At 66.7% G+C, this 25,104-nt stretch carries 21 protein-coding genes and 1 pseudogene; 12 read left to right on the forward strand and 10 right to left on the reverse strand.

Annotated features, from left to right (window positions below):
- Positions 1-4: 4 nt before the first annotated feature.
- From ccoN to ACEN9O_RS09115, 6 genes are all read right to left on the reverse strand, one after another.
- A complete protein-coding gene (gene ccoN, locus ACEN9O_RS09090; protein WP_495617244.1) occupies positions 5-1,432 on the reverse strand; it encodes a cytochrome-c oxidase, cbb3-type subunit I in 1,428 nt (475 codons plus the stop codon).
- Between the two features lie 97 nt (positions 1,433-1,529).
- Positions 1,530-1,685 carry a cbb3-type cytochrome oxidase assembly protein CcoS gene (gene ccoS, locus ACEN9O_RS09095; protein WP_495618448.1) on the reverse strand — a complete coding sequence of 52 codons (156 nt, stop codon included), beginning with the start codon at positions 1,683-1,685 and terminating at the stop codon, positions 1,530-1,532.
- Entirely contained in the window at positions 1,685-4,195 is a 2,511-nt protein-coding gene (locus ACEN9O_RS09100; protein ID WP_495617245.1) for a heavy metal translocating P-type ATPase, read from the reverse strand. The genes ccoS and ACEN9O_RS09100 overlap by 1 nt, the downstream gene beginning before the upstream one ends.
- Positions 4,174-4,935 carry a sulfite exporter TauE/SafE family protein gene (locus ACEN9O_RS09105; RefSeq protein ID WP_495617246.1) on the reverse strand — a complete coding sequence of 254 codons (762 nt, stop codon included), beginning with the start codon at positions 4,933-4,935 and terminating at the stop codon, positions 4,174-4,176. The genes ACEN9O_RS09100 and ACEN9O_RS09105 overlap by 22 nt, the downstream gene beginning before the upstream one ends.
- Positions 4,932-6,365: an oxygen-independent coproporphyrinogen III oxidase gene (gene hemN / locus ACEN9O_RS09110; RefSeq protein ID WP_495618449.1), complete on the reverse strand. Its 1,434-nt coding sequence runs from the start codon at positions 6,363-6,365 to the stop codon at positions 4,932-4,934. Before hemN ends, ACEN9O_RS09105 begins: the two co-directional genes overlap by 4 nt.
- A 2-nt stretch (positions 6,366-6,367) precedes the next feature.
- Positions 6,368-8,008: a methyl-accepting chemotaxis protein gene (locus tag ACEN9O_RS09115; RefSeq protein WP_495617247.1), complete on the reverse strand. Its 1,641-nt coding sequence runs from the start codon at positions 8,006-8,008 to the stop codon at positions 6,368-6,370.
- 119 nt (positions 8,009-8,127) lie between these two features.
- On the opposite strand from ACEN9O_RS09115, the gene ACEN9O_RS09120 reads away from it, so the two are divergent.
- Complete coding sequence (locus ACEN9O_RS09120; protein WP_495617248.1) at positions 8,128-8,913, forward strand: glutamate racemase; 786 nt, start codon at positions 8,128-8,130, stop codon at positions 8,911-8,913.
- Here the strand turns inward: ACEN9O_RS09120 and ACEN9O_RS09125 are convergent.
- Positions 8,910-10,988 carry an EAL domain-containing protein gene (locus ACEN9O_RS09125; RefSeq protein WP_495617249.1) on the reverse strand — a complete coding sequence of 693 codons (2,079 nt, stop codon included), beginning with the start codon at positions 10,986-10,988 and terminating at the stop codon, positions 8,910-8,912. The genes ACEN9O_RS09120 and ACEN9O_RS09125 overlap by 4 nt on opposite strands.
- Before the next feature lie 63 nt (positions 10,989-11,051).
- Positions 11,052-11,984, reverse strand: coding sequence for a DUF808 domain-containing protein (locus ACEN9O_RS09130; protein ID WP_495617250.1), 933 nt, complete (start codon positions 11,982-11,984; stop codon positions 11,052-11,054).
- A 149-nt stretch (positions 11,985-12,133) separates the two neighbouring features.
- Between ACEN9O_RS09130 and ACEN9O_RS09135 the strand changes: the two genes are divergently transcribed.
- The gene (locus ACEN9O_RS09135; RefSeq protein ID WP_495617251.1) at positions 12,134-12,775 is read left to right on the forward strand and encodes a LysE family transporter; all 642 of its coding nucleotides are present in this window, start codon (positions 12,134-12,136) and stop codon (positions 12,773-12,775) included.
- A gap of 88 nt (positions 12,776-12,863) precedes the next feature.
- Positions 12,864-14,792: a DUF6600 domain-containing protein gene (locus ACEN9O_RS09140; RefSeq protein WP_495617252.1), complete on the forward strand. Its 1,929-nt coding sequence runs from the start codon at positions 12,864-12,866 to the stop codon at positions 14,790-14,792.
- A 260-nt stretch (positions 14,793-15,052) separates the two neighbouring features.
- Here ACEN9O_RS09140 and ACEN9O_RS09145 read toward each other — a convergent pair whose 3' ends face one another.
- Positions 15,053-15,538: a phage regulatory CII family protein gene (locus ACEN9O_RS09145; protein ID WP_495617253.1), complete on the reverse strand. Its 486-nt coding sequence runs from the start codon at positions 15,536-15,538 to the stop codon at positions 15,053-15,055.
- Between the two features lie 86 nt (positions 15,539-15,624).
- Between ACEN9O_RS09145 and ACEN9O_RS09150 the strand changes: the two genes are divergently transcribed.
- From ACEN9O_RS09150 to ACEN9O_RS09165, 4 genes are all read left to right on the forward strand, one after another.
- A complete protein-coding gene (locus tag ACEN9O_RS09150; protein ID WP_495617254.1) occupies positions 15,625-16,416 on the forward strand; it encodes a hypothetical protein in 792 nt (263 codons plus the stop codon).
- A gap of 1 nt (position 16,417) precedes the next feature.
- Complete coding sequence (locus ACEN9O_RS09155) at positions 16,418-17,203, forward strand: DUF2491 family protein (protein WP_495617255.1); 786 nt, start codon at positions 16,418-16,420, stop codon at positions 17,201-17,203.
- A gap of 26 nt (positions 17,204-17,229) precedes the next feature.
- Positions 17,230-18,042: a hypothetical protein gene (locus ACEN9O_RS09160; RefSeq protein ID WP_495617256.1), complete on the forward strand. Its 813-nt coding sequence runs from the start codon at positions 17,230-17,232 to the stop codon at positions 18,040-18,042.
- Positions 18,043-18,121: 79 nt separating this feature from the next.
- Complete coding sequence (locus ACEN9O_RS09165) at positions 18,122-18,397, forward strand: DUF493 family protein (RefSeq protein WP_117012278.1); 276 nt, start codon at positions 18,122-18,124, stop codon at positions 18,395-18,397.
- Positions 18,398-18,528: 131 nt separating this feature from the next.
- On the opposite strand, the pseudogene gcvA reads toward ACEN9O_RS09165, so the two are convergent.
- Positions 18,529-19,429 (reverse strand): annotated as a pseudogene (gene gcvA / locus ACEN9O_RS09170) (transcriptional regulator GcvA).
- Positions 19,430-19,551: 122 nt separating this feature from the next.
- Here gcvA and yfcF point away from each other — a divergent pair.
- The 5 genes from yfcF to ACEN9O_RS09195 all read left to right on the forward strand — a co-directional run bounded on the left by yfcF (position 19,552) and on the right by ACEN9O_RS09195 (position 25,077).
- Complete coding sequence (yfcF, locus tag ACEN9O_RS09175) at positions 19,552-20,181, forward strand: glutathione transferase (protein ID WP_495617257.1); 630 nt, start codon at positions 19,552-19,554, stop codon at positions 20,179-20,181.
- Positions 20,182-20,275: 94 nt separating this feature from the next.
- Positions 20,276-20,962, forward strand: a complete 687-nt coding sequence (gene lipB, locus ACEN9O_RS09180; protein WP_495617258.1) for a lipoyl(octanoyl) transferase LipB — start codon at positions 20,276-20,278, stop codon at positions 20,960-20,962.
- A 31-nt stretch (positions 20,963-20,993) separates the two neighbouring features.
- On the forward strand, positions 20,994-21,983 hold the full coding sequence (gene lipA, locus ACEN9O_RS09185) for a lipoyl synthase (RefSeq protein WP_495617259.1): 990 nt from the start codon (positions 20,994-20,996) through the stop codon (positions 21,981-21,983).
- A 201-nt stretch (positions 21,984-22,184) separates the two neighbouring features.
- Positions 22,185-23,669 carry a tryptophan halogenase family protein gene (locus ACEN9O_RS09190; RefSeq protein WP_495617260.1) on the forward strand — a complete coding sequence of 495 codons (1,485 nt, stop codon included), beginning with the start codon at positions 22,185-22,187 and terminating at the stop codon, positions 23,667-23,669.
- Positions 23,670-23,748: 79 nt separating this feature from the next.
- The gene (locus ACEN9O_RS09195; RefSeq protein ID WP_495617261.1) at positions 23,749-25,077 is read left to right on the forward strand and encodes a hypothetical protein; all 1,329 of its coding nucleotides are present in this window, start codon (positions 23,749-23,751) and stop codon (positions 25,075-25,077) included.
- Positions 25,078-25,104 lie beyond the last annotated feature (27 nt).

The following is a 25,104-nucleotide window of genomic DNA, read 5'->3' on the forward strand; positions in this document are numbered from 1 at the left end:
GATATCAGGCGTGGCCGGCGGCAAGCGCGGGAATGCGCGCCACGGCGGTCTCGCGGTTACGCAAGGTCATCCAGGTGTTGTAGCCCATCACGCACATGCCGCTCAGGTACAGCAGGCCGCCGGTGAAGCGCACCACGTAGTACGGATAGGTGGCTTTGACGCCTTCGACGAAGGTGTAGGTCAGCGTGCCGTCCGGATTGACCGCGCGCCACATCAGGCCCTGCATCACGCCGGCGATCCACATCGCGGCGATGTACAGCACGATGCCGATGGTGGCGACCCAGAAGTGCAGGTCGATCAGCTTGGTGCTATACATTTTTTGCTGGCCGGCCAGGCGCGGCAGCAGGTAGTAGATCGAGCCCATGGTGATGAAGCCCACCCAGCCCAGTGCGCCGCCGTGGACGTGGGCGATGCCCCAGTCGGTGTAGTGCGACAGTGCGTTGACGGTCTTGATCGACATCATCGGGCCCTCGAAGGTGGCCATGCCGTAGAACGACAGCGAGACGATCATGAATTTCAGGATAGGATCGGTGCGCAGCTTGTGCCAGGCGCCTGACAGGGTCATGATGCCGTTGATCATGCCGCCCCAGCTGGGCGCCAGCAGGATCAGCGAGAACACCATGCCGATCGATTGCGTCCAGTCCGGCAGCGCGGTGTAGTGCAGATGGTGCGGGCCGGCCCACATGTAGGTGAAGATCAGCGCCCAGAAGTGCACGATCGACAGGCGATACGAGTACACCGGACGCTCGGCCTGCTTCGGAATGAAGTAGTACACCATGCCCAGGTAGCCGGCGGTCAGGATGAAGCCCACCGCGTTGTGGCCGTACCACCACTGGATCATCGCGTCCTGCACGCCCGAGTAGGCGGAGTAGGATTTGAACAGCGTGGCCGGCATGCTGGCGCCGTTGACCACGTGCAGGATCGTCACGGCGATGATGTAGCCGGCGAAGAACCAGTTGGCGACGTAGATGTGCCTGACCTTACGCGTTAAAAGGGTGCCGAAGAACACGATGGCGTAGGACACCCACACCACGGCGATCAGCAGCGTGATGGGCCATTCCAGCTCGGCGTATTCCTTGCCGCGCGTCAGGCCCATCGGCAGCGTGACGACCGCGCTGAGGATGACTGCCTGCCAGCCCCAGAAGGTGAAGGCGGCCAGTTTGTCCGAGAACAGCCGCACCTGGCAGGTGCGCTGCACGACATAGTAGGACGTAGCGAAAAGTCCGCAGATGCCGAACGCAAAGATGACGGCATTGGTGTGCAAGGGCCGCAGGCGGCCGTAGGTCAACCATGGAATGTCCAGGTTCAGCGCCGGCCATGCCAGCTGGGCGGCGATAATGACGCCTACCAGCATGCCGACGATACCCCAGACCACGGTGGCGACTGCGAATTGCTTCACAATCTTGTAGTTGTAGTTCTGTGCAAGGTCCACTTGAAGTTCTCCCAAGAACGCTTTGATGATGTGAGTCAAAGGTTACTTAGGTGAGACTTAAAAAACCTTGATGTGAATCAAAATTTTCCGGATCTGGTCAATCTGCCGACGGCTTGTCGTCGTCCTGCAGCACGCGCAGCGCCGGGCCGACCAGGTCGTCGAACTGGCCGCCGTCGGAGGCGCTGAAGAAGACCCACAGCGCGGCGAATACCAGCAGCACGCTGAGCGGAATGAGCAGGTACAGCGCTTCCATCATGCCCCCCTTCTGAGCCGCAGCGCATTGGCCACCACCACGACCGAGCTGAGCGCCATGCCGACGCCGGACAGCCATGGGTTGAGCCAGCCCAGCGCCGCGGCCGGGATCGCTACCGCGTTGTAGACGCTGGCCCAAGCCAGGTTCTGGCGGATCACGCGCATGGTGCGGTCCGCCACGCGGGCGCTGTCGGCCACCGCGTCCAGGCGGCCGCACAGCAGCACCGCGTCCGCGTGGGCCTGCGCCAGCGCGGCGCCGGCGCCCATCGCGAACGAGACGTCGGCCGCGCTCAGCACGGCGGCGTCGTTGATGCCGTCGCCCACCATCGCCACCACCGCGCCCTTTTCCTGCAGGCGCTGGACGAAGGCCAGCTTTTCATCGGGCAGGTAGCCGCCGATGGTGGTGCTGATGCCGAGCTGGTCGCCGACCTGGCGCGCCAGCGGGTCGTGGTCGCCGCTGAGCAGCACCACGGTCTTGCCGGCCTTGCGGAAATAATCGACCGTGGCCTGGGCCTCCGGCCGCAAGCCGTCGTGCAGCTGGAAGCAGGCCAGCCACTGGCCGTCGACGCCGAGGTAGACCGGCGTCACGCCGCACCCGGGGTGGTGCGGCGGCGCCTTGCCGCTGAGCTCGGCGACGAAGCTGGCGCTGCCCAGCCGGTACAGGCGATTGTGCAGCACGCCTTCGATGCCGCGTCCGGGCGCTTCGACGGCCGCCACCGGCTGCCAGTCGGCGCGCGTGCCGCCCTGGGCCGCCGCCGCCGCGTCGACCAGGGCGCGCGCCAGCGGATGGGCGCTGCCGGCGTCCAGCGCGGCCGCCACCTGCAGGCAGAAGTCGGCCTGCATCCGGCCCAGCTGCTGAACGGCCTGCAGCATCGGCCGGCCGTAAGTCAGCGTGCCGGTCTTGTCGAACACCACGTGGGTGGCGCGGTGCAGCGTCTCCAGCGTTTGCGGGCCGGTGACCAGCACGCCCAGGCGCAGCAGGCGGTCGGTGGCGGCGGCCAGCGCGGTCGGCGTGGCCAGCGACAGCGCGCACGGGCAGGACACCACCAGCACCGCGATCGCGATCGGCCAGGCGCGCGCGGCGCTGTTGCCGTCCAGCCAGTACCAGAATCCGAAGGTGGCCAGCGCCAGCAACAGCAGCGCCAGCACGAACCAGCCGGCCACCTGGTCGGCCCATTGCGCGATGCGCGGCTTGTCGCGGCCGGCCCGGTCGATCAGCTTGACCAGCTGCGACATGGTGCTGTCCAGCGCCAGCCGCGTCACGCGCGCCAGGATCACGGCGCCGGCGTTGATGGCGCCGCCCGGCAGCGCGTCGCCGACATCCCTGGCCACCGGCGCGCTCTCGCCGCTCAGCAGCGACAGGTCGAGCACGGTGCGGCCGTCGATGATGACGCAGTCGGCCGCCACCGCCTCGCCGGGGCGTATCATGATGACGTCGTCCACCGCCAGCGCGGCGGCCTTGACCAGGCTGGCGGCGTGGCTGTCCGGATAGTCCGCCAGCAGCGTGGCCGAGGCCGGCAGCGCGTGCTGCAGGCGCTCCAGCGCGGCGCTGGCCTTGCGGCGCGCGCGCAGCTCCAGGTAGCGGCTGCACAGCAGCAGGAAGATGAACATCGTCACCGAGTCGAAATACACTTCGCCATGGCCGCGCACGGTGGCCGCCACGCTGCCGCCGAAGGCCGCGGCGATGCCCAGCGCCACCGGCACGTCCATGCCGGGCGCGCGCGCCCGCAGGCTGGCCCAGGCGCCGCGCCAGAACGGCAGCGCCGAGTAGCAGATGGCGGGCAAGGTCAGCAGCAGGCTGGCCCAGCGCATCAGCGCGGCCATGCTGTCGTCCAGCGTGCCGGACTCGGCCAGGTAGGCCGGCGCCACGTACATCATCACCTGCATCATAGCCAGGCCGGCCACGAACAGCTGGCGGCCCAGCGTCTTGGCGGCCTGGCGCTGCTGCGCGCCGTGGCGCTCGGCGTCGTAGGGATAGGCGGCGTAGCCGATCGCGTGCAGCGCGGCCAGGATGTCGCCGGGCTGGCAGGCGTCCTGGCGCCAGCGTACGTACAGGCGCTCGGTGGCGACGTTGAGCTGGGCGCTGTCGACCCCGGGCAGCTTGGCCAGCCGCTGTTCGATCAGCCACACGCAGGCCGCGCAGCGGATGCCCTCGACCGCCAGCGTGGTTTCGCGGCTGTCCTCGTCGAGGGCGAAGCGCGGGTCGGCATTGTCGTACAGGCGCAGTTCCGGCGGCAGCAGTTCCGCGCCCCCGGCGCTGGCGGCAAAGGCCGAGCGTTCGCGGTAATAGGATTCCTGGCCGAGGTCGACGATGGCCTGTGCCACCGCCGCGCAGCCCGGGCAGCACATGGCGTGCGCGGTGCCGGCGATGCGCACGGTCCATGCCGGGTTGACGGCGGCCGGCAGCGGCAGGCCGCAGTGGTAGCAGACGCTGGCGCTCGCGTTCGCGCTTGCGCTCGTGCTTGTGATCGCATCGGGCGCGAGGCTGTTTATTGATGTGGTGTCAGGCATAAGGTGTCCATCCATTCTGGCGTGAGGCCGCCTGCCGCGCGCGCCAGCCCCAGCACGCCGAAGGCCAGCACCAGCAGGCCGCAGGCGATGCGCACGCGGCGCTGTTGCAGCGCGCGTTGCAGGCGGGCGCCGATCAGGCCCAGGCTGGTGAGCATCGGCAGCGTGCCCAGGCCGAAGGCCAGCATCACGGCGGCGCCGTCGCTGGCCGAGCCGCTCAGCATCGCGGTCAGCAGCACGCTGTAGACCATGCCGCACGGCAGCCAGCCCCACAGCAGGCCCAGCGCGAAGGCCTGGTGCGGGCGGCTGGCCGGCATCAGCGATTTCGTCATCGGCATGATCGCCGGTTGTGCGCGCTGCCACAGCACGCGCCCGCCCTGCTCCAGCAAGGCCAGGCCGCGCCAGGCGTCCATCAGGTACAGGCCCAGCGCCACCAGCATCAGGTTGGCCAGCCAGTAGAAGCCCAGTTGCAGGCCGGCCAGCGTGGCGACGCTGCGCGCGCCGCCGGCCAGGCCGCCCGCCAGCGCACCGGCGGCCATGTAGCTGGCGATGCGGCCGGCGTTGTACGAGAGCACGCGCGGTAAGGCGCTGTTGTGCGTGGCGGCGTTGATCGGTATCACCTTGCGCAGCGGCGGCGCGGTGCTCACCGACAGCGCGCCGACGATGCCGCCGCACATGCCGATGCAGTGGACGCTGCCCGCCAGCCCCACCACCATCACCGGCAATAGCTGCAAGGCGTTCATATGGTCTTCGAGTAGCGCAGAGGCTGCGGGCCTTCGCTGCGCGGCAGGTTCAGGTAGCGGTCGAACACCATGCAGATATTGCGTATCAGCAGGCGGCCCTTGGGTGTCACGGTGATCCATTCGGCGTCGGTCTGCAGCAGGCCGTCGTCCGCGAAGGCTTGCAGCTTTTCCAGCTCGGCCGCGAAGTATTGCTGGAAGCGGATGGGATAGGCTTGCTCGATCGACGAGATCGACAGCTCGAAATTGCACATCAGCTTTTGGATCACGATGCGGCGCAGCAGGTCGTCGGTGTCGAGCTTGATGCCGCGCGCGACCGGCAGCTTGCCCTCGTCGAGTTTTTCGTAGTACGCCTCCAGCGTCTTCTCGTTCTGGCTGTAGGTGGCGCCGACCGCGCTGATGGCCGACACGCCGCACGAGATCAGCTCGGCCTCGGCGCGCGTCGAGTAACCCTGGAAGTTGCGCTGCAGGCGGCCCTGGCGTTGCGCCACCGCCAGCTCGTCCTCCGGCTTGGCGAAATGGTCCATGCCGATGTAGACATAGCCGGCCGCGCACAGGCGGCGGATGCACAGCGCCAGCAAGTCCAGCTTGACGGCCGGCGTCGGCAGGTCGTCGTCGGCGATGCGGCGCTGCGGCTTGAACAGGTGCGGCATGTGCGCATAGTTGTACAGGGCGATGCGGTCGGGGTTGGCGGCGATCACCTTGTCCAGCGTCTGCTCCATGCTGGCCATGCTCTGCTTCGGCAGGCCGTAGATCAGGTCGATGCTGATGGAGCGGAAGCCGGCGTCGCGCGCGGCGTCCATCACGGCGCGGGTTTCGGCCTCCGGCTGGATGCGGTTGACGGCCTTCTGCACTTCGGGATCGAAATCCTGCACGCCCAGGCTGATGCGGTTGAAGCCCTGCGCGCGCAGCGCGTGCACGCGCGCGACGCTGACGGTGCGCGGATCGATCTCGATCGAGTACTCGCCCTGCGCATCCGGCGCGAACTGGAAGTTGGCGTGCAGGTGGGCCATCAGGTCGGCCATCTGGCGGTCGCTCAGGTAGGTCGGTGTGCCGCCGCCGAAGTGCAGTTGCTCGATCTGGCCCATGCCGGCGAACAGGCGGCCCTGCATGTCGATTTCCTGCTTCAGGTAGCCCAGGTAGGTGGCGGCCTTGCTGTGGTCCTTGGTGACGATCTTGTTGCAGCCGCAGTAGTAGCAGATGGTGTCGCAGAACGGAATGTGGATGTACAGGGACAGCGGCCGCTGGCTGCGGCGCATGCGCAGGCCGGCCACCGCCTCCAGGAACTGGCCGTAGCCGAAGTCCTGCTGGAAGCGGTCGGCCGTCGGGTACGAGGTGTAGCGCGGGCCGGACTGGCTCAGCTTGCCGATGATGGCGGCGTCGAATTCAACGGCGGGGAAGGCGCCGCCGGCACTTTGTTCAGTGGTGTTCATCATTATGCTGCAAGTCGTTTCAGGGGCTGGGATGGGCGGGTGGGGGGGCGCAGGCCGGTGACGTTGCTTGGCTTGCCGGCGCCGCCGAATTTGAACAGGCTGACCGCCTGCGTCAGGCCGCCCGCCTCCAGCGCCATGCTGGCGGTGGCGGCCGCCGCTTCCTCGACCAGCGCGGCGTTTTGCTGCGTCACCTGGTCCAGGTGGGCGATGGCGGCGTTGACCTGGTCGACGCCGATGCTCTGCTCGTGCGAGGCCACCGAGATGTCGTGCATGATGGTCGTCACCTGCTGCACCGAGGCCACCACTTCCTTCATGGTGGCGCCGGCGCGGTCGACCTGCGCCATGCCGTCGCTGACCTTGCCGACCGACACGCTGATCAGGTTCTTGATGTCCTTGGCGGCGGTGGCGCTGCGCTGGGCCAGGTTGCGCACCTCGCCGGCCACCACCGCGAAACCGCGGCCCTGTTCGCCGGCGCGGGCTGCCTCGACGGCGGCGTTCAGCGCCAGGATGTTGGTCTGGAAGGCGATGCCCTCGATCAGGCCGATGATGTCGACGATCTTGCGCGAGGAGGTGTTGATCTCGTCCATGGTGGCGATGACGTCGGCGACGATCTCGCCGCCCTGCACCGCGACCTTGGAGGCGTTCTGCGCCAGCTGGTTGGCCTGCGCCGAGCTGTCGGCGTTCTGCTTGACGGTGGCCGAGAACTGCTCGACGCTGGACGCGGTTTCCTCCAGACTGGCGGCCTGGGCCTCGGTGCGGCCGGACAGGTCGGCGTTGCCGGCGGCGATCTGGCGGGTGGCCACGGCCATGGTCTCGACGTTGGTGCGGACGTCGCGGATGGTGGCGATCAGGTTGCTGTTCATTTGCTGCAGGGCGCGCAGCAGCTGGCCCACTTCGTCGGTGGCTTCGGTGTCGAAGGTGCAGGACAGGTCGCCGGCCGCGATCGAGCGGGCGCCGTGCAGGGCGCGTTCCAGCGGCTGCAGCACCGACGAGCGCATGGTGTACCACAGGAAGACGTTGATCAGCAGGCCGGCAAAGGTGGTGCCGAAGATGGCGTAGCTGTGGCCGCCGCCGCCCATCAGCGCGGCCGCGCAGACGATCACCTGCAGCACGTTGACCACGCTGGTGGCCAGCCAGATGCGCATCGCCAGCGACACATGGCTCAGGCGCGACAGCAGCGTGCCGGCGCCGGAGCGGATCACCTGGCCGTTCTTGATGCGGATGCCGTGCTTGCCGCCTTCGCGGATGGCGCGGTAGGCCTGTTCGGCGCTGTCGATCTGCTCGCGCGTGGCCTTGACCCGCACCGACATGAAGCCGGTGGTCTTGCCGTTTTCGCGGATAGGCGTGACGTTGGCGCGCACCCAGTAGTGGTCGCCGTTCTTGCAGCGGTTCTTGACAATGCCGGTCCACGGCGTGCCGCCCTTGATCGAGTCCCACAGGTCGGCGAAGGCTTCGGGCGGCATGTCGGGATGGCGCACGATGTTTTGCGGCGCCCCCAGCAGCTCGGCTTCGCTGAAACCGCTGATGTGCGTAAAATAAGGATTTACATAGACAATATTGCCATTTAAGTCAGTTTTTGAGACGATGGCCTGGTCGTCAAGGACTTCCACTTCACGGTTGCTGACGGGCTGGTTGTTACGCATGGGGGACTCCGATCGATTTATTGCTCTATCGCAATTTGACCCGATCAGTTTACGTAGTCCAACGCGCAATTTTATTGATGTGGATCAAAATTCCCCGGATTGGGATAGCTAAGGAAATCATGGAACTTCATCGCCCCATAGGGATTTTTGATGCCGGCATCGGCAGCTACGCCATCGTCGAACGGGTGCGGGCGGCGTTTCCGGCGCAGGACATCGTGTATTTCGCCGACCGCGCCAGTTTCCCCTACGGCGCCAAAACGCCGCAGCAGTTGCTGAACGTCGTGCAAAGTGCTACCGAATATCTGCAGGCGCAGGGCTGCGTGGCGGTGGTGCTGGCCTCCAACGCGCCCAGCGTGGTGGTGCTGGAGCCGCTGCGGGCGGCGGTGCCGGTGCCGGTGATCGGCATCTTCCCGCCGGTGGCGGAGGCGGTGCGGCGCTCGGCCAGCGGCCAGGTGGCGGTGCTGGGCGTGCGCTCGATGGTGGACAGCGCCGCCATGCGGGCCTATGCCGACGCCCACCGCGGCGATGGCGAGGTGCTGCTGGTGAACGCCTCGGCGCTGGTGGAGCTTGTGGAAAACTTCGCCTTTGTCCACAAGCCGCAGGAAACCCAGGCCGCCATCAGCGGCTTCATCGGCGAGCTGCGCGCCGCCCATCCGCGGGTCGATGTGATGACGATGTCGTCCACCCACCTGCCGTGGCTCCAGCCCTTCTTCGTGGCGGCCGCGCCGGATGTGCACTTCCTCGATCCGGCCGACAGCGTGCTGGCGGAACTGGCGCCGCACACCAGCGCCGGCGGCGGGCTCACGCGCTGCGTGGCCACCGCCAGCGCCGAACTGAGCCTGGATGACTTCAACACCGCGCTGCGCGCGCTGGGCACGCCCTTGCAGGCCGAGCTGGCGGCCTAGATACTCAGCGGCCGCAGCGAGCCGACCGCGTAGCCCTGGGCATAATCGAGGCCCAGCTCGCGCACCACGGCCAGCGTCGGCTCGTCCTCGACATACTCGGCCACGGTGCTGATGCCCATCACGTGGCCGACCTCGTTGATGGCCTTGACCATGGCGCGGTTGATGGCGTTGTTGGCGATATCGCGGATGAACACGCCGTCGATCTTGAGGAAGTCCACCGGCAGCGCCCTCAGGTAGGCAAACGACGACAGGCCGCTGCCGAAGTCGTCCAGCGAGAAGCGGCAGCCCAGCTTTTTCAGTCCGGCCATGAAGTCCTGCGCCTTGATCAGGTTGGAGATCACGGCGGTCTCGGTGATTTCAAAGCAGATCTGCTCGGGGGCGACGTGGTACTCGGCGAACTGCTGGACGATGTAGTCGTGCAGGCCCTCGTCGCTCAGCGAGCTGCCGGACAGGTTGACGGAATATTGGACCGGGACCTGCGGGGCCGCGCCATGGCTGTTGCGCTGGCTGTGCACGTGGCGGCAGACGGCGCGTATCACCCAGCGGTCGATCGCGGACATCAGGTCGTAGCGCTCGGCGGCCGGGATGAAGGCGCCCGGCAGTATCAGCTCGCCCTTGGCCGGCTGGATGCGGATCAGCACTTCGTAGTGCATCTGGGTTTGCGGGTCGAGGCTGACGATGGGCTGGGCGTGCAGACGGAACAGCTGGCGGTCGAAGGCTTCGTTCAGGCGCGACACCCATTGCATCTCGCCCTGCCGGCGCGCCAGCCGCACATCCGAATCCTGGTACAGGTGCACGCGGTTGCGGCCGCCCTCCTTGGCCAAGTAGCAGGCCTGGTCGGCGGCGATCAGCAGCCCGGTCATGGATTTGCTGTGGCGGTTGATTTCCACCAGGCCGATGCTCACACCCAGCTCGAAGGTGTGGTGGTCCCACACGAAGCGGAAATTCTTGATCGACTGCCGCAGCTCGTCGGAGATCAGCAGCGCCTGGTCGGGCGGGCAGTGCGGCAGCAGCACGCCCAGCTCGTCGCCGCCGAGGCGGGCCAGGATGTCGCTGTCGCGCATCTGCGCCTGCAGCATCTTGGCCAGCAGCTGCAGCAGCAGGTCGCCGGCGCTGTGGCCGCAGGTGTCGTTGACGATCTTGAACTGGTCCAGGTCCATGTACAGCAGGGCGTGCACGTGGTCGTCCTGCTTGGCGCTGTGCAGCGCGGCGGCGATCTGCACCTCGAATTCGCGCCGGTTGATCAGGCCGGTGAGCGTGTCGTGGCTGGCGTTCCACGACAGCTGCTTGCTGAGCTTGCGCTCGTGGCTGACGTCGCGGAACACCACCACGGCGCCCAGCAGTTCGCCGTTGTCGGTCCAGATCGGCGCGGCCGATTCCTCCACCGCGATGTGGCGCCCCTCGCGCGTGACCAGCTGGTTTTGCGACGACATGCCGATCGCCTGCCGCAGCCGCAGGCATTGCAGCGCCGCGTGTTCCGGGATGGGCGCGCCGGCGTCGTCGATCAGGTTGAGCGTGGTGGAGATGTGCAGGCCGCGCGCCTGCTCCAGCGTCCAGCCGGTCAGCTGCTCGGCGACGTAGTTCAGGTAGTCGGTGCGGCCGTCGGCGTTGGTGGTGATCACGCCCTCGCCGATCGAGCGCAGCGTGACCGCGGCCAGTTCGCGCTGGCGCGCCGTGGCCTGCTCGACTTCCTTGCGCTCGGTGATGTCCCAGACGATGCCCAGCGTGCCGACCGGCTGCTGCTGGTCGTCGCAGAACACATTGGCCTTGGCGGCCAGCCAGTGGCGGCTGCCGTCCGGCCACAACACCCGGTACTCGACCTCATAGCCGGTGCAGCGGTCGACCGCGGCCTGCATGGTGTCGAGCAGCTGGTCGCGGTCCGCCGGATCGACGGATTGCAAAAAAACCGAGAACGGCTGCGCCTGGTCGCCGGCCGGCAAGCCCAGCAGGCTGGCGCTGTTCCCCATCCACTTGACCGTGCTGTCGATGACCTTGCCGTCCGACAGCTCGGAATCCCAAATCATCATGCGTGCCGCATCGAGCGCCATACGCAGATGTCGCTGCGCTTGTTCCATATTTGCCTCCATCGCGTTTTGAGCGAAAAGGCCGCAACGAGTTCCGCGGTTTGCGGATTTTTTTTACTGTTTGACCATACGCAAGAGTTTTCCGCCCAGCGTCACCAGCGCCAGAGCCAGTGCGCCGGCCACCACGCCGGCCAGCGCATCGAGCGCCAGCGGCGTGGCCCAGGCCAGCAGCGGCCCGGCCGCCGGTACCGTCGCGGCCGCCTCGGCGGCATGGTGGATCAGGTCGTGCGCGCCGGGCAGGCCGTGGGTCAGGATGCCGCCGCCGACCATGAACATGGCCGCCGTGCCCACCACCGACAACAGCTTCATCAGCCTGGGCGCGGCCGCCAGCAGCACCCGGCCCAGCGCGCGCACCGCGCGGCCGCCGCGCTGGCTCAGGTAGAGCCCGGCGTCGTCCAGCTTGACGATGGCGGCCACGATGCCGTACACGCCCACCGTCATCACCAGCGCGATGCCGACCACCACCGTCACCTGCTGCAGGAAGCTGGCCTCGGCCACCGTGCCCAGGGCGATGACGATGATCTCGGCCGAGAGGATGAAGTCGGTGCGCACCGCGCCGGCGATCTTGTCCTTTTCCAGCGCCACCAGGTCGACGTCGGGGTCGCTGACGGCGTCGGCCAGCTCGCCCAGGTGCTGGTCTTGCTCGTCCCGGTGCAGCACGCCGTGGGCGATTTTCTCGAAGCCCTCGAAGCACAGGTACAGGCCGCCGACCATCAGCAGCGGCGTGATGCCCCACGGAGCGAAGGCGCTGATCGCCAGCGCGGCCGGCACCAGGATGGCCTTGTTCTTCAGCGAGCCCAGCGCCACCGCCCACACCACCGGCAGCTCGCGCTCGGCGCGCACGCCGGCCACCTGCTGGGCGTTCAGGGCCAGGTCGTCGCCCAGCACGCCGGCGGTTTTCTTGGCCGCCATCTTGCTCATCAGGGCGACGTCGTCGAGGATGGTGGCGATGTCGTCGATCAGCGCCAGCAGGCTGCTGCCGGCCATTAGCGTGGCTCCTGCGGAGTAGGGGTCATATGGGTTCCTTGGTTGATCAGCAATATTAACCGATGGCGGGCCGGGCGGCGAAACGCCAACGCCGCTACAATACATTCTGCCCCGCAGCACGGTGCTGCGGCTGACCGCACGGGACCATCATGAGCTTTGCCACCTGGATCACCTTTTTCGCCGCCGCCTGCATCATCGCCGTCTCGCCCGGCTCCGGCGCGGTGCTGTCGATGTCGCACGGCCTGTCGTTCGGCGTGCGCCGCACCACCGCCACCATCCTCGGCTTGCAGAGCGGCTTGATGATGCTTTTCTTCATCGCCGGCGCCGGCGTCGGCTCGCTGCTGCTGGCTTCGGAAGTGGCGTTTAGCGTGGTCAAGACCGTCGGTGCGCTGTACCTGATTTACCTGGGCCTGAGCCAGTGGCGCGCCAAGGTCAGCGTCAGCGTCGAGCAGGAGCGCGCCGAGGTGGTGGTGCCGACCGCTCAAAAACGCTTCCTGACCGGCTTCCTGACCAACGCCACCAATCCCAAGGGCATTATCTTCATGGTCGCGGTGTTGCCGCAGTTTATAACCCAGGGCGCGCCGCTGCTGCCGCAGTTGCTGATCATGGCCGCCACCATGTGCTGCATCGACCTGGTGGTGATGCACAGCTACGCTTTCCTGGCCTCGTCCATGCAGCGCTATTTCCGCGATGCCGGCGCTGTCAGGAAGCAGAACCGGGTGTTTGGCGGCCTGCTGATGGCGGTCGGCGCGGCCTTGTTCTTCGTCAAGCGGGGCGGCGCCAGCGCCTGATTTGCCTGAGATGTGTAACCCGGTGTAACCCCGGTAGCGGTTTGCCTCGCCGCAGCGTTAAATATAAATCTAACAAGGAGACGCTGCCATGAGCCGCAAGTTGATACACCTCGCCGTGCTGGCCGCCCTGGCCGGCTTCAGTTCGTTCGCGCTGGCGGACCCGCCCGCCATGGTCGGCCGCATTTCGGCGGTGCAGGGCCAGGTCACCCTGGTCGGCGACGACGAACCGGTGGCCGCCTCGCTGAACTGGCCGGTCACCGGCGCCAGCCATCTGACCACCGCCAGCGGCGCCCGCACCGAATTCCGCGTCGGCTCGACGGCGGTGCGGCTGGAGGGCGACTCCGACCTGGAAATCACCGACCTGGACGACGACCTGCTGCGCCTGCGCCTGAATTACGGCAGCGTCAGCATCCGCGTGCGCAACCCGGAGCTGCTGCGCGATTTCGAGCTGAGCACGCCGCAGGCGCGCATCACGCTGCTGGAGCCGGGCCTGCTGCGGGTCGACGCCGAGCGCGTGGCCGACACCAGCCAGGTCAGCGTGCTGGCGGGCAGCGCGCGGGTGGACGGGGCCGGTTCGTCGGTGACGGTCGGCCCCGGCCGCCATGTCGACGTCAGCAGCGTCGATGTCAGCACCAGCCTGGCGCGGCGCGATGGTTTCGACGACTGGTCCGACGAGCGCGATCGCGCTGCCGAGGCCGTGGTGAGCTCCCGTTTTGTCTCGACCGGCATGACCGGCTACGAGGAGCTGGACCGCAACGGCAGCTGGACCGACACCGTCGAGTACGGCGCGCTGTGGACCCCGCGCAATGTGGCGACAGACTGGGCGCCCTACCGCGACGGCCGCTGGGTCTGGCTGGCGCCGTGGGGCTGGACCTGGGTCGACAACGCGCCCTGGGGTTACGCGCCCTCGCATTACGGCCGCTGGGTGATGGTCAACCGCCGCTGGTGCTGGGCGCCGGGACGGCCCGCCGGGCGTCCGGTATGGGCGCCGGCGCTGGTGGGCTGGGTCGGCGGCGAGCATTTCGCGCGCGACCATCGTCCGGGCCTGGGCTGGTTCCCGCTGTCGCCGCGCGAGCGCTACGTGCCGGGTTACCAGGTGTCGGCCGATCATGAGCGGCGCCTGAGCTGGACCCACAATGGCAGGCCTTTCGAGCCGCGCACCACCGTGCCCGGCCAGGTGGAGCGCCACGACGGCCTCACCGTGCTGCCGCGCGACCAGTTCGAAGGCCGTCACCGCAGCGTGCAGGTGCCGCGTGGCCAGCAGGTGATCCCGGTGGCCAGCGTGGCGGCGACCGCCGCGCCGGTGGCGCCGCCGCAGCCGGCCGTCGCGCGCACGCTGGACACCAATCGCAGCGGCTGGCAGGACCGCGACCGCGATGGCCGCCCGGATCGTCCGGTGCGGGTGTTGACCGCGCCGTCGGTGCCGCAGCCTGTGACCGCGCAGCCGGGGCGGTCGCAGACCACGACGCTGGCGCCGGGCCAGTTCGGCCGTCGCGACGCGCCGCCGCAAACCATCCAGCCGGGCGATGTGCGCATCGACGTGCGGCCGTACGGCCGGCCGGGCCAGACGCCGGCCACGCCGCATGTTCAGCAAGCCAATCCGGTGCCGGCGCAGGTGCCGACGATCCAGCAGGCCAATCCGCCGGTCACGGTCACGCCGAATATCCAGAAAGCCAATCCGCCGGTCACGGCGGCTCCGGTCGCGGCGCCTTCCGTGCCGACGCCGTTCCCTGCCAGCCGGGAGCGCTACGATCGCGACCGCGACGAGAATCGCCGTCCGTATCGTCAGCAGGAAGAGCGGCGCCCGATGCCGCAACCGCAGATGCAACCGCAGCAGCAACCTCAGATGCAACCGCAGCAGCAACCGCAGCAGCCGGCGCCGCAGATGCAGCAGCGCCAGCAACCGCAAGCCCAGCCGCAGCCGCAAGCGCCGCGGGAAAACCGCGACAAGCAGCAGGAGCGCCGCAAGGACGAAGGCAAGGAGCGTGGCGACAACCGGAATCAAAATCGCCAGTAACCGCCTGATCCGGGAAATAGGTCGTTCAGGGGGCCAAAACAGCAGTTCATCACATTCGGATGGACTTCAGCTGTCGCAAAGCATAACGTTGCAACATTGGTAATCACGGCGGGAAGCGTGAGAACAAGGATGGCAGCATCCGCCACGCAGGACCGTCGAGATTGTCCCCCTTTGCCCCAACTATTTTCCGGATTTCCCAATTTCCGATCAGAGAATAGTTTTTGCCAGCCCACGGGCTGGCTTTTTTTTGGCGCGGCGACTTAGCCCTGCTCCGCCTTCAGGCGCAGCCGCGCCCGCCACTCGCCCAGCGCCGACAGCGCGCCCTGGAACTCGCGTTCGATCAGGTCCGCCTCGGCCGGCGTGACTTTGCCGTCCAGCAGCGCGGTCGACACCGCCTCGGCCACCGCCCCCACCTGGCTCATCACCCTGCACACGGTCTGCGACAGGTCGTCGTCGCCGATGTTGTCCGGGGTCGGCACCACGAACGCCGCCATGCCGTGGCGCACCAGCAGCGCGTGCAGCGGCAGGTGGGCGTCGGCCACGCCGGCCTGGTGGCACAGGTCCACCACCGCCGAGACTTCCTCGAACGAGGGGTAGTGCGAGGCGATGGTCGGCGCCAGCTTGTTGCGCAGGACGTTGACCGAGATGCCCATGGCCTGCGCAAGCGCGTCGATGCCGCCGGGGTAGCTACGCGCCACTTTGTAGAGCGCGTCGTGTTGATTCATGTCGAGGTATTTGCGTGTCATGGTGAAGCGGGCCTTTTATTACCGATGCAGTCGCCGACGCGCGGCGCTATGCTGATTTTCATTCAACTTCTTTGCGAAACGACATCATGAAGTCTCTTCATTCCGCGCTGTTACTGACCTTGTGCCTTGCGCTGGGCGCCGACGTGGTGGCGGAAGCGCGTCCGTCATCACATTCTGGCACATCGTCGTCGTATAAAAGTGGATTTTCTTCACAAAAGAGCAACTCCACGCGGAGCACGCCTGCCGCGCCGCCGGCCAGCCGCCAGAGCGGCCCCGGCGCCTTCGGCCAGGCGTCCGGCTCGCCGGCCTCGGCCACGCCGCGCAACACCTCGGCCGCCTCGCGCGACCTCGACCAGAGCGCGGCCCAGGCCAACGCGCTGAAAACACTGGACGCCCGCCGCGCCGCCGCCGCCGCGCCGACCGCCCCGCCGCCGTTAAACGATACGCTTTCGCGGCCGCAGCCATCGCCGGTGTATCAGGCACCGCCGGTGTACCAGCAGGCGCCGATCATCGTGCAGCAGCCCAGCAGTGGCCTGATGCACGGCGTGCTGGGCTTCATGCTGGGCCGGGCGATGAGCCAGAGCCATCAGCCGGTGTCGTACCCGACCACGACCACGAGCACCCCCAGCGGCAACCCGATCCCGGCGGACAGCGGCGCTACGCAGGCCGGCATGGTTAACGGTATGCCGGGACTGGGTGATCCGGTCCCGGCCGCCCAAGCCCCGGCCCCGGCGCCTTCCTTCCTGGGGACGGTGGCGCGCTGGATGGTCTGGCTGGGCGTGCTGGGTGTGATGGTGTGGGCGCTGGTCTACACGGTGCGCAAGCTGCGCCGCCTGCGGGCCGGCAACGCGACGAATTATTCATTTGAAAGGAATTGAGATGGGCTGGTCGGATGCATACAACTACCTGCGCAATGGCGCGGCCAAGCTGGGCGGGGCCGAGGTGCCGCGCACGGACCAGGGCTTGCCGCTGGGCGCGCGCATCGGCAGCGTGATCCAGCTGCAGCAGTCGCCGCTGCTGCGCGCGGCCGGCGACGGTTCGCTGATCGCCTTGCCGGAGGCGGGCGACAACCGCATCGTCGCGGTGTCGCAGATCCGGCTCAAGCAAAGCGGCGGCCTGTACCGCTACTACCTGGACACCGGCGACCAGGATGGGCAGGAGAAGTTCCTGCAGGTGTACCAGGACGCCCAGGGCCAGGTGGCCGAGGTGATGTATTGCACCCAGCTGGCGCGCGTGATCCCGGAGACGGTGGAAGACCAGGAAGCCTACATGGGCCTGGGCGGGGCCGGCCTGGGCGACCGCAGCTACACGCTGTGGCGCGGGCAGCTGGGCGATGTCGGGCTGGACGAGGCCGATCTCGACCTGGTGTTCGGCCAGAGCGACGGCGTCGACTACTGGCGCGACGCCGGCGACCCGAACGCCGAGTTCGTCACCCCGTTCTCCGGCACCGAGACCCGGCTGGACGACGCCAGCGGCCATAGCGGCCTGCGCCAGGAAATGTATTTCATGCCGTATGTGCGTCAGCTGCGCGGCGGCGGCAACGAATATCTGCTGATCACGACTGAAATCATCAACAGCGTGAACGGCGATGCATCAAAACGCGGGATCCATGTCGACTTCGTCATTGGCATCCCGGTTGAGCAGCAACGCGTCGTTATCCAATGACGCGCAACTTTTTAAGGACGACTGACATGAGCAACTTGAATGGCTGGGGTTTGACCGCGCGCTTGATTTCCAAACATTTTGGCGCGCTGGGCGACCGTGTTTCCGAAGCGATCGCCAATTTTGATCCGGAAACGGCCACCGAGGCCGACCGCGACCGGCTGGCCGACAGCCTGCGCCTGACCGCGCAAAAACTGGCCGCCGCCCGCAGCTCCTTCGACAAGGAAGCGGCCGACGTGGTCAAGCTGCGCCAGCTGATCGCCACCGACGAGCAGGCCGCCGGCACCCTGGCCGAGCGCCTGGCGGCCGGCAAGATCTCGGAAGCGACCATCACCCTGTTCTGCGACGAGCTGGAAGGCAACAAGGCGCGCATGCCGCAGGAACTGCAGGAGGAGGCCGACGCCCGCCAGTACATGGACGAGCTGCAAACCATCGTCGACGCGCTGTCCAAGCAGCTGGCCGATTTCGATTCGGCCGCGAAGAAGGCGATGCAGGCGCTGGCCTCGGCCCGCGCCCAGCAGGATTTGCAGAACCTGCGCGCCGAGCGCCAGAGCCAGCTGGCCGGGCTGTCCGGCATGAAGGGCAATTCCAGCGCGCTCAACGCGCTGACCCGTCGCGCCCAGGCCATCAGCAACGAGGCGGCCGGCATGAAGATCGTCACCGACATCGGCCAGCGCCCGTACGAGCAGGCCGCCGAGCTGGAGGCGATCCGCAAGTCGGTCAGCCAGCCGGGCGTGGCCAACGAATCGGCGCTGGCGCGCCTGCAGCGGCTGTCCGGCCAGCAGCCGGCGCAGCTGGGCGCGCCGCAGGAGCCGGCCACCCTGGCGCTGGGCAAAGCATAAGCCCGCGCTGAATTGGCTACAATAGAGGCCGGTGGCGTCGCGTTGACGCCGCCGGTTTTCTTTTTTGATTGGAATGTATATGCAAGCGATCCCGCCGTCAGAGTCCCTCATCGAGTATCCGAGCGACTTCCCGATCAAGGTGATGGGCCCGACTCATATCGATTTCGCCCCGACCATCGTGCTGGTGGTGCAAAAGCATGACAAGGATTTCCATGAAGGCAAAATGGAAGTGCGGCCTTCGGCCAAGGGCAATTACACCGGCCTGACCGTGGTGGTCCGCGCCATCAGCCGCGAGCAGCTCGACGCGCTGTATTCCGAGCTGTCGGCTCACCCGATGGTGAAAATCGTCATGTAACGCGTCGCTCCCGCGAAGGCGGGAGCCCATAGAACGGCGGCTTAGCCAGCTCAGCATGGAGGGAATTCATGCAGTGCATGGAGGGAATTCATGCAGTGCATGGATTCCCGCCTGCGCGGGAATGACAGCGGTTAAGCTTGCTGGCGCTGGAAGACGGCAATCTCCTCCAGCAGCCAGTCGCGAAACGCCTGCACCTGCGGCCGGCTGGCCGCAGCGGGCGGCGACACGAAGAAATACTCGTCCGGGCACGGCGTGGCGATATCGAACAGCCGCAACAGCTGCCCGGAGGCGATCTCCTGCATCGCCACCACATGGCGCACCAGCGCCACCCCGTTGCCGTCGGCGGCGGAGCGTATCAGCATCGACAAATCCTCGAGCATCAGGCCGCCGGACGGGCTCGGCCATGTCCACCCCGGCCGCGCGCAGCCACGGCGACCACGGCTCCACCGAGCGCAGCAGCGTGTGCTGGCGCAGCTCGTCCGGCGTGGCAGGTTGCAGTCCGCCGCGATAGTGGGGACTCACTACTGGATAGTAGACATCGCCCATCAGGCGCTGCACCACCAGCCCCGGATAGTTGCCTCGACCGAAGCGGATGCCGACGTCGATGCCGTCGCGCGCCAGGTCCTGCAGCTGGCCGCTCGATTGCAGCACCACCTCGATATCCGGGTACAGGTCGATGAAGCGGCCCAGCCGGGGCGCCAGCCAGCGCGCGGCAAACGACGGTATCGATGAAATCGTCAGCCGCTGGTTGACGCTGGAGGCCCGCATGGCGTCGGCCGCGGCGCCGATATCGGCAAAGGACTTGCCTAAAAACTGGGCAAATTTCAGTGCATCGCTAGTTATTTTCACCTGTCTGCCATGGCGCACGAACAGCGGCCGGCCCAATTCCTCCTCCAAAGCGCGCACCTGATGGCTGATCGCGCCATGCGTCAGATGCAACTCTTCCGCCGCCCGCGAGAAGTTCTCGTGGCGTGCCGCCGCCTCGAAGGCGCGCAGGGCGGAAAAATTGGGCAGGCGGCGGCTGGCGCTCATCAGGTCGGCATGCTGTGGATAACTATGTGAATAAAATTAGCTAGAATCACGAAAATATAACGTTATACAGGCGCTACGGCAAGGCTTACCATGTGAATAAATCTACTCTAGCCGGAGCCATCATGCCTTTTGAACTGTACGTCGACAGCCTGTTCACCAGTCCCTACGCCATGTCGGCCTTTGTCGCGCTGACCGAAAAAGGCTTGCCGTTCAGTATCAAGACGGTGGACCTGGAGGCCGGGCAGCAGAAACACAGCGCCTACGCGTCGCGCGCGCTGACCGCCCGCGTGCCGGCGCTGGTCGAAGGTGACTTTGTGCTGACCGAGTCGACCGCGATCACCGAATACCTGGAAGAGAGCTTCCCGGCGCCGGAATACATCGCGCTGTACCCGAAGGACCGGCGCCAGCGCGCCCGGGCGCGCCAGATCCAGGCCTGGCTGCGCAGCGACCTGCTGCCGGTGCGCGCCGAGCGTGATACCGAAACCGTATTTTTCGGCAAGGCTTGCCAGCCGTTGACGGACGCCGGCCAGGCCGCCGCCGACAAGCTGATCCACGCCGCCGGCCAGCTGGTGCAGGAGGGCCGCCCCAACCTGTTCGACGCCTGGTCGCTGGCCGACGTCGACCTGGCGATGATGCTGAACCGCCTGATCCTGAACGGCGACGAGGTGCCGCAAAAGCTCAAGGACTACGCCGCCGGCCAGTGGCAGCGGCCGTCCATCCGGCAGTGGCTGGAGCGTCACCAGCCAGGTTAACCCCGCAAGCCTGGGGTCGGACCCCGTACGGGGTCCGACCCCTTCGGTTTCGGGGGTTTCGGCTCTGATTGCCGGGCTGATTTATAATGTCGGGATGACGTCCCCTACCTCCACCGAGCCGGCGCTGATACGCCACCTCGGCCTTGCCGACTACGACAGCACGTTCGCCGCGATGCGCGCCTTCACCGACGCGCGCACGCCGGACACCCGCGACGAATTGTGGATCGTCGAACATCCGCCGGTGTTCACGCTGGGCCTGGGCGCCGACCGCGGCCACCTCTTGGCGGGCGCGGATGCCATCCCGGTGGTGCAGACCGACCGCGGCGGCGAAGTCACCTTCCACGGCCCCGGCCAGGTGGTGATCTACCTGCTGATGGACTTGCGCCGCAACAAGCCCGGCGGCAAGCTGTACGCCCGTCAGTTCGTCAATAAAATCGAGCAGGCGATCATCAACGTGCTGGACGCGTATAATCTCGTCGGTGAGCGCGTTGAAGGCGCGCCGGGCATCTACATGGCCGGCGGACCGAAACAGGGCGCCAAGATCGCCGCGCTCGGCCTGAAGGTGCGCGGCAACGGTTGCACCTACCATGGGCTGTCGCTGAATGTGGCGATGGACCTGGCGCCGTTTTCCTGGATCAATCCATGCGGCTATGCCGGACTGGAAACGACCGACATGCGCACCGTCGGCGCGACCGCTGTGTTGTCCGACGTGCAACAGCAACTGGCCGACGAGCTGATCCGCGTGCTGGCGCATGCGGCCGAACCCGCAGTACACGAATAACCAAACTTTGCCCGCGAGGGCACGCAGCCAAATGACCTCTGAAACCACCACCAGCGTTGCCCCGGCTTACAACCCCAGCGAAAAGCAAAAAGGCGCCAGCAAGACCGCGCGCATCCCGATCAAGATCGTGCCGATCGAGCAAGTCGAGCGTCTGAAAAAGCCGGAGTGGATCCGCGTCAAGGCGGCGTCGGCGTCGACCCGCTTCTACGAGATCAAGGACATCCTGCGCGAGAACAAGCTGGTCACCGTGTGCGAGGAGGCGAGCTGCCCGAACATCGGCGAATGCTTCGGCAAGGGCACGGCCACCTTCATGATCATGGGCGACAAGTGCACCCGCCGCTGCCCGTTCTGCGACGTCGGCCACGGCCGCCCGGATCCGCTCGACAAGGAAGAGCCGGCCAACCTGGCCAAGACCATCGCCGAGCTGCGCCTGAGCTACGTGGTGATCACCTCGGTCGACCGCGACGATTTGCGTGACGGCGGCGCCGGCCACTTCGTCGAGTGCATCCAGAACACCCGCGCGCTGTCGCCCAAGACCCAGATCGAAGTGCTGGTGCCGGACTTCCGCGGTCGCCTGCAAAAGGCGCTGGACATCTTCAAGGACGGCCTGCCGGACGTGATGAACCACAACCTGGAAACCGTGCCGCGCCTGTACAAGGAAGCGCGTCCGGGTTCGGACTATATGCACTCGCTGCAGCTGCTGAAGGAATTCAAGGAGCTGTACCCCGAGGTCAAGACCAAGTCCGGCATCATGGTCGGCCTGGGTGAGACCGACGAAGAGATCCTGCAGGTGATGCGCGACATGCGCGAGCACAACATCGACATGCTGACCATCGGCCAGTACCTGGCGCCGTCCAACAGCCACCTGCCGGTGCGCCGCTACGTGCACCCGGACGTGTTCAAGATGTTCGAGGCCGAAGCCTACAAGATGGGCTTCAAGCACGCGGCAGTCGGCGCCATGGTGCGCTCCTCGTACCACGCGGACGAGCAGGCGCACAACGTCCTGGCCGCCGCCGTCTGATACCCAGGGGCTCCGCAAGGAGCCTTTTTTTCTACCTCCCCAGCCCGTGTTCGTCAATTACGTAATTTCCTCTGTTGTTTTGTTATTTATTGGAATTGTCTCCTTGAGCCCTCCTCGCTCAAAATGATGTTTCCAATATATAAAGAACTGATGCCCGGCTGAAGTAACGGTCTTGAGGCGCCAGGCACTGAGGGGACATGCATGGACACCGCATACCAGCGTATCGTGGTTGTCGGGGGCGGGGCGGCAGGTTGGATGGCCGCGACCGCACTGGCGACCGCACTGCCCGCCAGCACAGTCGAGCTGGTTGAATCCGAGGAAATCGGCATTGTCGGCGTGGGCGAAGCCACCTTCCCGTCCATCCGTCATTTCCACCGGCTGGTCGGCATCGACGAAGCGGAGTTCCTGCGCGCCACCAACGGCACCTACAAGCTGGGCATCGAATTTCGCGACTGGCGCGTGCGCGGCGAGAACTATTTCCACACCTTCGGCGACTTCGGCGAGCTGAGCGGCCCGGACGCCCTGTGGGGCCATTTCCGCCGCCTGGGCGATGCCGGCCTCGGCACGCTGGACGAGCAATGCCTGCCCAGCGTGATGGCCAGCCAGGGCCGCTTCCAGGGCCTGGCCTCGGAAGAAAACAAAGCCTTCAACTACGCCTACCATTTCGACGCCGCGCTGTACGCCGGCTTCCTGCGCGCGCTGGCGCTCAAGCGCGGCGTGCGCCGCACCGAGGGCCGCATCGTCGAGGTGGCGCGCCGCGCCGACGGCGGCGTGGCCAAGCTCAAGCTGGCCGACGGCCGCGAAATGGCCGGCGACCTGTTCATCGACTGCTCCGGCTTCGTCTCGCTGCTGCTGGGCGGTGCCCTGCAGGAGCCGTTTGTCGACTTCAGCCACTGGCTGCCGGTGGACCGGGCCTGGGCCGTGCCCAGCGAGCCCAGCGGCACCGCGCTGACGCCGTACACCCGCGCCACCGCGCTGGAGGCGGGCTGGGCCTGGCGCATCCCGCTGCAAAACCGGATCGGCAACGGCCATGTGTTCGCCAGCCGCTACATCGACGAGGAGCGCGCGCGCGAGCAATTGCTGCAGCAGCTGGACGGCCCCGCGCTGGCCGAGCCGCGCCTGCTGCGCTTCACCACCGGCCACCGGCAGCGCTGCTGGGTCCACAACGTGGTCGGGCTGGGCCTGGCCTCGGGCTTCCTGGAGCCGCTGGAATCGACCAGCATTTTCCTGATCCAGAGTGGCCTGGGCTACCTGATCCCCCAGCTGCAGCAGGGCGCGGCCATGCCCAAGGCCGAGGTCGGCAATTACAACGCGATCATATCGCGCCAGTTCGAGCGCATCCGCGATTTCATTATTCTGCACTACTGCCTCACGGCGCGCCGCGACGGCGAGCTGTGGCGCACCATGGCGAGCATGGAGCTGCCGGAAACCCTGGCCTTCAAGCTGCATGCCTGGCGTCAGGCCGGCGTGCTGCACCAGTACCAGTGGGAGGGCTTCGACGCCAACAGCTGGCTGGCGATCCATGCGGGCATGCGGCACTGGCCCGAACGTGCCGATCCGGAACTGGACCACATGCCGCGGGAGGAGGCGCTGCAGGCCTTGCGCCAGCGGCGCCAGGCCATCGCCGCCGCAGTGGCGGGCATGCCCACCCACGACGCCTATCTGCGCAGAATGTTGGCGCGCTAGGGGCGTCATCCAAGTTTTCCCAGGTCATCGGAGTCAGCGTTGACGGGATATTTAAGCAAGCAAATTTGAGGAGACCATAATGATGAAAAAACAAGCGATGAGATACCAGCTTTCGGCCATCGGCCTGGCCGGCATCACGCTGCTGGCCGGTTGCGGCGGCGGCGGTGGCGGCGGCAGTGGTGGCAGCGGCGGTGCGGTGCAGACGGTGGCGTTCGACTTCCCTGGCGGGGCGGCCGTGGCCATCCCGCCCACCGTCGCGACCACCAAGCTGGTGGCGACGGCCAGCTCCGGCGGACCGATCACCTTCACCTCGAATACGCCGACCGTTTGCACCGTCAGCGGCGACACCGTATCGCTGCTGATCGCCGGCGAGTGCTCGGTGACCGCCACCCAGCCCGGTTATCAAGGCTACGCGGCGGCCTCGCAGAGCCAGCTCTTCGTTGTTCCCAAGCGGCCGCAGATCTTCTCCAGGTTCCCCAACCCAGGTTGGCAGCCGGTTGGTGGGGCGCCGGTGCAACTGTCCGCCACCACGAACTCGGGCCTCGCGCCCACCTTTACGAGCAAGACGCCAGCCGTGTGCTCGGTCAGCGGGACGACGATGACCCCGCTCGCCAACGGGCTGTGCACCGTCACCGCCACCCAGGCCGGTACCGATATCTTTGCGGCGGCGACGATGGACAAGAGCATTCCGATCGGCACCGAAAAGCCGGCCGCGCTGAATTTCCTGACCGGCTACAAGGACGGCGGCACCACCAACGAAGGCCTCATCGGGCATGAGGGTAACCAATGGTGGTGTAAGGACTGCAACTCGCAGGCTTCCAGCGACGGCAGCACCCTCACCTTTAACGTGAGCTGGGGGGCGGCTCCGAAACCAGGGGACTGGGACTATGACGCGGCGACGTTCGCGCTGTTCGGAACCGGCCTCGCCGACACCGATCTCTATTCGACCAGCAACTGGTACCGGGGCGGCGTTAAAGCCTCTTCGTTCGCTACGCCCAGCACCGTGCCCAAGGGCGTACTGATCGACATCCAGGGGGCGCTGCATTTCAAGCTCGCGCAAAATCCCGAATGGTTTGGCTCGACCAATAACAACTTCAACGTCGAACTGTTGTTCGCCCACTTCAACCCCGACAAGAAGGATGCGGAAGGCAACGTCTGCAACGTGACCCTGAAGGCCACGGTGCAGCCTACCGCGGCCGCCGCCACGGACTACAGCATCGGTCTCAGGAACCAGTTCGCGCTCAGCGAGACGTGCGGCCTCAGCGGGCTTGATATCTCGGACGAGCTGCAGTATTTCCCGGTCGTCGGGATCAAGTTCACCGCAGTGAAGCCGAACTCGGATATTGCCAACGCATCGTCGCAGTACCAGAACCAGTTCACGCTGAGCGGCCCGATCTACTTCCAGTGACAGCGGACTGAACTTCCTTGCCACCCC

This window comes from Duganella sp. Dugasp78 (assembly GCF_059491455.1).

Excerpts from the sequence above, each read along its gene's own strand:
- ACEN9O_RS09150 (WP_495617254.1), top strand. The coding sequence starts at position 15,625 with ATGAAGTCTCTTCATTCCGCGCTGTTACTGACCTTGTGCCTTGCGCTG.
- ACEN9O_RS09100 (WP_495617245.1), bottom strand. The coding sequence starts at position 4,195 with ATGCCTGACACCACATCAATAAACAGCCTCGCGCCCGATGCGATCACA.
- ACEN9O_RS09120 (WP_495617248.1), top strand. The coding sequence starts at position 8,128 with ATGGAACTTCATCGCCCCATAGGGATTTTTGATGCCGGCATCGGCAGC.
- ACEN9O_RS09165 (WP_117012278.1), top strand. The coding sequence starts at position 18,122 with ATGCAAGCGATCCCGCCGTCAGAGTCCCTCATCGAGTATCCGAGCGAC.
- ACEN9O_RS09145 (WP_495617253.1), bottom strand. The coding sequence starts at position 15,538 with ATGACACGCAAATACCTCGACATGAATCAACACGACGCGCTCTACAAA.
- ACEN9O_RS09140 (WP_495617252.1), top strand. The coding sequence starts at position 12,864 with ATGAGCCGCAAGTTGATACACCTCGCCGTGCTGGCCGCCCTGGCCGGC.
- ACEN9O_RS09135 (WP_495617251.1), top strand. The coding sequence starts at position 12,134 with ATGAGCTTTGCCACCTGGATCACCTTTTTCGCCGCCGCCTGCATCATC.
- ccoS (WP_495618448.1), bottom strand. The coding sequence starts at position 1,685 with ATGGAAGCGCTGTACCTGCTCATTCCGCTCAGCGTGCTGCTGGTATTC.
- ACEN9O_RS09115 (WP_495617247.1), bottom strand. The coding sequence starts at position 8,008 with ATGCGTAACAACCAGCCCGTCAGCAACCGTGAAGTGGAAGTCCTTGAC.
- ACEN9O_RS09155 (WP_495617255.1), top strand. The coding sequence starts at position 16,418 with ATGGGCTGGTCGGATGCATACAACTACCTGCGCAATGGCGCGGCCAAG.
- yfcF (WP_495617257.1), top strand. The coding sequence starts at position 19,552 with ATGCCTTTTGAACTGTACGTCGACAGCCTGTTCACCAGTCCCTACGCC.
- ACEN9O_RS09195 (WP_495617261.1), top strand. The coding sequence starts at position 23,749 with ATGATGAAAAAACAAGCGATGAGATACCAGCTTTCGGCCATCGGCCTG.
- ACEN9O_RS09125 (WP_495617249.1), bottom strand. The coding sequence starts at position 10,988 with ATGGAACAAGCGCAGCGACATCTGCGTATGGCGCTCGATGCGGCACGC.
- ACEN9O_RS09160 (WP_495617256.1), top strand. The coding sequence starts at position 17,230 with ATGAGCAACTTGAATGGCTGGGGTTTGACCGCGCGCTTGATTTCCAAA.
- ACEN9O_RS09190 (WP_495617260.1), top strand. The coding sequence starts at position 22,185 with ATGGACACCGCATACCAGCGTATCGTGGTTGTCGGGGGCGGGGCGGCA.
- ACEN9O_RS09130 (WP_495617250.1), bottom strand. The coding sequence starts at position 11,984 with ATGGCCGGCAGCAGCCTGCTGGCGCTGATCGACGACATCGCCACCATC.
- ACEN9O_RS09105 (WP_495617246.1), bottom strand. The coding sequence starts at position 4,935 with ATGAACGCCTTGCAGCTATTGCCGGTGATGGTGGTGGGGCTGGCGGGC.
- lipA (WP_495617259.1), top strand. The coding sequence starts at position 20,994 with ATGACCTCTGAAACCACCACCAGCGTTGCCCCGGCTTACAACCCCAGC.
- lipB (WP_495617258.1), top strand. The coding sequence starts at position 20,276 with ATGACGTCCCCTACCTCCACCGAGCCGGCGCTGATACGCCACCTCGGC.
- hemN (WP_495618449.1), bottom strand. The coding sequence starts at position 6,365 with ATGAACACCACTGAACAAAGTGCCGGCGGCGCCTTCCCCGCCGTTGAA.